This window comes from Pseudomonadota bacterium, assembly GCA_023229365.1.
GTDB lineage: Bacteria > Myxococcota_A > Polyangia > JAAYKL01 > JAAYKL01 > JALNZK01.
The window spans coordinates 1-6,476 of record JALNZK010000199.1 but is presented as its reverse complement, the minus strand read 5'-3'; the positions used below and the strand labels follow the sequence as shown (position 1 = coordinate 6,476).

Genomic DNA, 6,476 nt, shown 5'->3' with positions numbered 1-6,476 from the left:
GATGGTGGAAATCTCCTTGTCCGGATCTGGTGAGGGCCCCGGTCGGGAAACCGGCCGGGGCTACTCGACACCCCATTCCGGTCGTGGGCTACGCGATGGGATGAGGGCTAAGTGTCAAGTGGAGGGTCTTGACCCCATTCCGCTAGGATTTCCATGCATCGTCATGCAGTAGGTCGAAACACATTCCCAAAGCAATTCTCTCCCGATCGAGGTATCAACATTCTCTCCATTTGCACCATCGGGATACGAGACGCCGTACATCAAGTTCTTCGGTTTTCTGTTGTTTTCACGGATTTCAAGAACGGCCTGTTCTCGGCTGCACGCCAGTAAGCTGACAGTAACTAGACTCACAGAAACCCAAAAACGGAATTTGTTCGTCTTCATCTTCCTTCTCCTCGTGGGATACGATCCAGCGTCGCTATTTCACACAAAGATTGCTATCGAATTGGTGCGTGTTCTCATCACAGTACAAATCCTCGAGAACAATGTATCCGCTAACAAGACCGAATCCATGGTGCCCAAACGCGCAAGATTGTGTGGTCCAAGTCGAGCCCAGGGTCGAGACGGCCCCGTACATCGCATTGCATGCAGGACTGTCAGAGCAATTGTCGCAGTCTGTCTCCGTTCCATCCACGGCGCAGCCTGTATATAATCTCAGCAGTTCGTCTATGCTGGGAAGATGGAAACCATCGGCGCATGCAGTGTCTGCCGCATACCAGGTGAGGTCGTCTGCGTATACATCTGGGCAAATGCCATCCTCTGCCACGGAGTTCAACGGGCACGTCCAACAGCGCTCAGAATCCGGCTGAGGCACATAGGTGCCATCGGGGCACTGACAGTGATCGACGTCGCTCCCGAAACCATCGCAGGTACTGCAATCCGTGCCGGTCCAGTACCCTGCACAGGCGTTGCACTCGGCCTCGGGATCCCAGTGCGGAGCGCAGACATCGCAGTTGTCGCCGGTCCAATGGTTCAAGCACTGGCACTCAGCGGCGGTCGCGGTCGTTTCGACGCACTCCGCGTTCGTGTCGTTGCAATCCGCAACCACGGTCTCGGCGTCGACCGCGCCGTTGAGCGTGCACTGCAGGAAGTCGTGCACGTCGCCGTCGTCGGCGCACTGCTCGGCGCTCGGGGACGCCTCGCAGCAGTCGGGACCGAGCGCATCGCCGAGGTCCGTGCAGACATCGGGATCCGCGCAGTCTGCGATCATCGAATCGAGCTCCCCGCAGGAGTCGTAAGCCCAGACGTCGCCGCCATAGCACTCGCGGTACGCATCGCTCGTGCACTGGCACTCTGCAACATCCTCCGAGAGCTGGACGCAAACCTCGCCACCGACGCACACGTCGAGCTCCGACATCGGGGTATCGGTGTCGTCGAAGCACCAGACGTTTTCGGCGTAGCACTCAGCGTGCTGCCCTTCCGGGCACGGGTTCACCGGGTCGGTGTCCGTATCCGTGTCGGCATCAGTATCGGTATCGACATCGGTGTCGGTATCAGTGTCCGTATCCGTGTCCGTACTTGCGTCGCCATCTTGGAAGGGACTGGAATCGTCGCCGCAGGCGGCGAGGAGCGACACGATGGCCGATAGGACGACGAGCGTGAAGATGCGCGGCATTTCCCCCTCCTGACGGCGCGCGGCGCCGAAGCTCGAGCGATGGAGGAATTGTATCGGGTGGCGGCCGCCGCCGCAACAGGTTCGACGCCTACCACACCCGCGGCTCGAACCCCGTTCCGTTCCGCTGCTCTTCGCCGGGTTTGAGGGGCTTCCACAATCCGACCGATCGATCGGCTCCGACGGATCGGTCCGATCCCGTGCATTTTCCTCTCGTGCGACGGCCGCGGGTCTGTCCTGGAACCGCACCCGGTTTCAGAGTAGATCTCGCCGGGACATGTCACCCGCGGTTCGAACGATCCTCCTCGCGGCGCTGCTCGCCGCCGTCCCCGTGTCGTCCCTCGCCGAGCAGCGGGACGCGGGCGTCGATCGGGAGGCGGGGGATGATCTCGCCTACTCGCAGGACGGCGGCGTGAGCCGCATGGAGGACGTGCTCGACGAGGCGATGGCGAAGATCGCGCTCTCCCGGGCGGCCGAGGCGCGGTTCTTCCTCAAGAAGAAGGACTACCCCGGGGCGCTCTCGCGCTACCGCGAGGCGCACGACCTCGCGCCGACCAACCCGGAGATCGCCAACAACCTGGGCTACATCTACTACCTGCTCGGCAACCGCGACGAGGCGGAGCGGCTCTACCGCCTCACGGTGTCGCTCGAGCCGGAGCGGTTCGCCGTGCACCTGAACCTCGCGGATCTGCTCGCCGAGCACGACCCGAGCCCGGAGCGGCTCGCCGAGGCGCAGGCGCTCCTCGCGAAGGCGCGCGAGCTCAAGGGCAACCGGCCCCAGGTGATCATCCGGCAGGCGCGGGTCGCGGTCGCGGCCGGCGAGCTCGCGGCCGCCGAGCGGTACTACCAGGAGTTCCTCGCTATAGGGAAGGTGACGCCGAAGCTCGCGCTCGAGCTCGGCGACTTCTTCCGCGATCAGGGCCGGTCCGACGAGGCGCTGGGCTGGTACCGGTCGATCGAGGACGAGGATCTCGGCCGGGAGGCCGCCGCGCGGATCTGGGAGCTCGAGGTCGAGAAGCAGTCCAAGCGGTTCGGCTGGACGAGCAGCACCGGCGTCGTCCCGGTGCGCGCCCGGATGCTCGAGACGCGCGGCCGCGTGCTCCTCGCCAAGGGGCAGGTCGAGGAGGCCGAGCGGCTGCTGCTCGAGGCGCTGTCGCTCGCGCCGGCGTTCTCCGCCGCCCGCGCCGATCTCGGCGACCTCATGCGGCAGACGGGGCGCCCGGACGAGGCGGAGGTCGAGTACCTGCGGGCGATCGCGGTCGATCACGAGAACGCGGAGGTCCACGCCCGGCTCGGCGCGCTGTACCTCGCGTCGGCGGGGGGGCAGCCGCGGTTCGCGGAGGCGGCGATCTTCCTGGGCCGTGCCGTCGCGCTCCGGCCGGACTGGGCCGAGCTGGAGCTCGAGCTCGCGACCGCCCTGCAGGGCGCGGGCGATCTCTTCGGCGCGCTCGACCACGTGAACAAGTACCTCCTGGGCGTGCACAGCGACGAGGATCGGGAGAGGGCGCGCTCGCTCCAAAGGAGCATCGAGGCGCTGGTGCCGCCGGCCGCGCTCGTCGAGCCGGGGATGCTCGCCTCCGCCTTCGAGCCGCGGGCCGGGATGAGCGAGCGGCTCGAGATGGCGTTCGGCAGGGCGCGGGCGCACCTCGCGCGCGGCGAGGTCGACGCGGCGATGGCGGTCCTGCGGGAGCTGTCGGAGAAGGAGCGCGGCGTCGAGGTGCTGAACCTCGAGTCCCGGATCCTCCTCGGCTCCGGGCGCGTCGAGGAGGCGGCGCGATCGATGCGCGACTCGCTGCGGCTCGACGAGTCGCAGGCGGTCGTGCACGCGCAGCTCGGCGCGATCCTGCTCGAGCTCGGGCAGAAGGAGGCGGCGCGGCTCCACTTCGCGCGCTCCGAGGAGCTCGGCGATCCGGCCGCGATGTTCCACCTCGCCCGCCTCGACGCGGGGGAGGGAGCGCCGGGGCTGACGTCCTGGCTCCGGGACGTCCCCGACGCCGCAGCGCTCTACGGGAGCCTCGGTCGGCTCGACGCGTTCCTGGCGACGGGCGCCGCGTCGATCTACCGAAAGGAGGCGGAGACGCTGCGGCAGACCGTGCGCGATCGGCTGTTCGTGGTCGGCGCGGCGTTCGGCGTCGCGCTCATCGCGCTCGTGCTCGCGGCGTTCTTCGTCCTGCGGCGGATTTACGGCGGCGCGGATCTCATGACGCTCGTCGCGCGGCACCCGGAGGCCGGGCCGGAGGTCCAGCGCGTGCTCTCCGCCGTCCGCCACGAGGTGCTCAAGCACAACACGATGATGCTCGACGGGCTCGTCGACACGATGGAGGGCGGCCAGGACGCGGCGGAGCTCGCGGCGCACTTCGCGAAGGCGATCTGCGGCGAGGGCCCGGGCGGCGGCCTGGACGCGCGGCTCGACGGTTACGTCGACACGCTCGACCGCATCGGGGGCGCGAACCGGACCCGGCTCAACCTCCGGCGCAAGGATCCCGCCGTGGCCCCGCTCCTGCGCGGCATCCGCGTCCTCTCGCGCGCGGGCGGCCGCCTCTCGCGGTACGCCTCGCTCCGCGGCGGCGATCGGGCGGCGCTGCTCCGCGAGCTCAAGACCGCGGCGCACCTCCTGAACACCACGGGCTACGAGGCCCTGCGGGGCCTCCTCGACCGGCTGCGCGCGCTGCAGATAGACGAGGATCTGCTGCGCGCCGTGTTCGAGCGGTGCACGCGGGAGCCGTCGTTCTCGGGCGTCGCGTTCGCGCCCCTCGACATCGAGAACGGGCTCGCCGAGCCCGCGGGAATCCACGTGCCTCGCGCCGCGTTCGAGGACCTCATGGCGAACCTCGTGCGCAACGCGATCCAGTCGTCGCTCAAGTACGGGGAGGAGCGCGACGGCGTGCACATCGGCTTCGGCGTGGGCACGGAGCTGGATCCGGTCACCGGCCTCGAGCGCGTCGCGTTCGAGGTGCGCGACAGATCCCGCAAGGTGTTGACCGCGGAGATGCTGCGTGGAAGATACATCGAGGAAGGGCTCGGGCTGACCGCGGATCTGGTCTCCAGGTACGACGGGACGCTCGACGTGGTGCCGGGGACGGGCGTCTGGTCGAAGGCGGTCGTCGTCAAGCTGCCGATGGCCGAGCCCGTCGGATCGGCGGCCGAGGAGCGGGGATGAGCGGACCCCACGTGCTGATCGTCGAGGACGGCGACGAGTACCTCCAGGGCCTGACGCGGTTCGTGAAGGGGCCGACGTACGTGCAGGCCCACAACGGGCGCGAGGCGCTCCGCGTGCTCGAGAGCTCGCGCGTGGACCTCGTCTACCTGGACATGCGCTTCGACAGGATCCCCGACGCCGAGCTGATGGGCGATCACGCCGCGGCGACGCGGGAGCACAACGGCGATCCGGTCCGGGCGCTCAAGCACCTGCAGAACAACCAGGGGCTCTACATCCTCGACGCGCTCGAGCGGCACGGGCTCGGCGGCGTGGCGGTGATCCTGGCCTACGACTTCTCGCGGCAGCACAAGCGGTACGAGAACCTGCTCCGCGCGCACCCGACGCTCCGGTGGGTGCCGGACGCGGTGACCCCGGCGGAGATCCGGGCGCTCATGGACGAGCTCATCGAAGAGAGCCGGGGGCGCGAGCCCGCGGCGAAAGGATGACGGATGCGAAGGCCTTCGAAGGTGCGTTGGGCGGGAGTCGCCGTTGCCGGCTGGGCGCTCGCGCTCGCGGCGTGCGGCGGGGACAAGGAGCGCGGGAGCGGCGAGGAGCCGAAGGCCGCGGGGAAGGCCGCCGCGCGGGATCCGGCGGTCGCGTTCATCGACGGGATCACCGCCTTCAACGAGGCGAACGTCAAGGGCGTGCGGGAGGCGTACGCACCGAACGCGGCGTGGTGGAACCCGACGCGGGCCGCGGCCCCGGCGCGCGGCGTCACGCAGATCATTAAGGCGCTGAGCGCGTTCAAGGCGTTCATCCCGGACTCGCGGATCGGCGTGCGGCGCGTCCTGCGGCGCGGATCGAGCCTCGTGGCCCAGGCGTCGGTCACCGGCACGAAGCGCTGGACGGAGCACGGCACCGAGGAGGATCCGAAGCGGATCGGGTTCGAGATGATCTACTTCGTGCTCGCCGACGAGCAGGGGCGGGCGCGGGAGACGCTCGTGTATTTCGACGTCGCGGTGTCGCACCGGCAGGCCGGCACGCTCAAGGGAGAGGTGCGCCCGGTCCCGGTGCAGCCCGACGGGAAGCCGGAGATCGTCGGCGCGCCGGGAGCCAAGGGCGGGCTCGAGAAGGCCGAGGCCGCGCTCGAGGCGCTCGCCAAGGGGGGCCAGGGGCTCGAGGCGCTCGCGGCCGAGGGGTTCGTCTACACCGACACGAGCTCCGGCAAGCGCGTCCCGCTGGCCGAGCTGCCCGCGTTCCTCGCCGCGCTCACCCCGGCGGTGAACGGCCTGGCCTACAAGACGCAGCAGTCGCTCGCCGCGGGGCCGTACGTCGCGATCCGGTGGGAGGCGCGGGGTTCGTCCGTCCAGGCCGGAGAGGGCGCCGAGCCCGCCGAGGTCGTGCTGCACGGCGCGCACGTGTTCACGCTCACCGACGGCCGGATCTCCGCGGTCGAGGCGTACACCAGCGAAATGGAGTATCTTGAAAAGACGGGGCTCATCGCGCAGAGCGCCGGCGAAGGTGAGGATGCGCTCGGACCGCGAGGCGCCGTGAAAGAGGAGGCCGCGCCACCCACGGAGAAGAAGCCATGATCTCGATTCGCGCTGCACTCGCCCTCTCGATGCTCCCGATCGCGGCGTCGGTCGGCTGCACGGAGACGACGAACACGCCGGTCGGCTCGGCGGACCCGGATTCCGACTCGGACCCGGACACGGACTCGGATAC

The 6,476-nt window shown here is 68.8% G+C and carries 5 protein-coding genes; 3 read left to right on the top strand and 2 right to left on the bottom strand.

Going from position 1 to position 6,476, the window contains the following annotated elements; genetic code table 11:
* Positions 1–114: 114 nt before the first annotated feature.
* Both M0R80_30675 and M0R80_30670 read right to left on the bottom strand, forming a co-directional pair.
* On the bottom strand, positions 115–384 hold the full coding sequence (locus M0R80_30675; protein MCK9464004.1) for a hypothetical protein: 270 nt from the start codon (positions 382–384) through the stop codon (positions 115–117).
* Between the two features lie 34 nt (positions 385–418).
* The gene (locus M0R80_30670) at positions 419–1,615 is read right to left on the bottom strand and encodes a hypothetical protein (protein ID MCK9464003.1); all 1,197 of its coding nucleotides are present in this window, start codon (positions 1,613–1,615) and stop codon (positions 419–421) included.
* A 274-nt stretch (positions 1,616–1,889) separates the two neighbouring features.
* On the opposite strand from M0R80_30670, the gene M0R80_30665 reads away from it, so the two are divergent.
* From M0R80_30665 to M0R80_30655, 3 genes are read left to right on the top strand one after another with little or no spacing between them, the layout of a single operon-like run.
* Positions 1,890–4,772 (top strand): tetratricopeptide repeat protein, encoded by a 2,883-nt coding sequence (locus tag M0R80_30665; protein MCK9464002.1) that lies wholly within the window; start codon positions 1,890–1,892, stop codon positions 4,770–4,772.
* Complete coding sequence (locus M0R80_30660; protein ID MCK9464001.1) at positions 4,769–5,257, top strand: hypothetical protein; 489 nt, start codon at positions 4,769–4,771, stop codon at positions 5,255–5,257. The genes M0R80_30665 and M0R80_30660 overlap by 4 nt, the downstream gene beginning before the upstream one ends.
* Positions 5,258–5,260: 3 nt before the next feature.
* Positions 5,261–6,343, top strand: a complete 1,083-nt coding sequence (locus M0R80_30655; protein MCK9464000.1) for a nuclear transport factor 2 family protein — start codon at positions 5,261–5,263, stop codon at positions 6,341–6,343.
* The last annotated feature ends 133 nt before the right edge of the window (positions 6,344–6,476 follow it).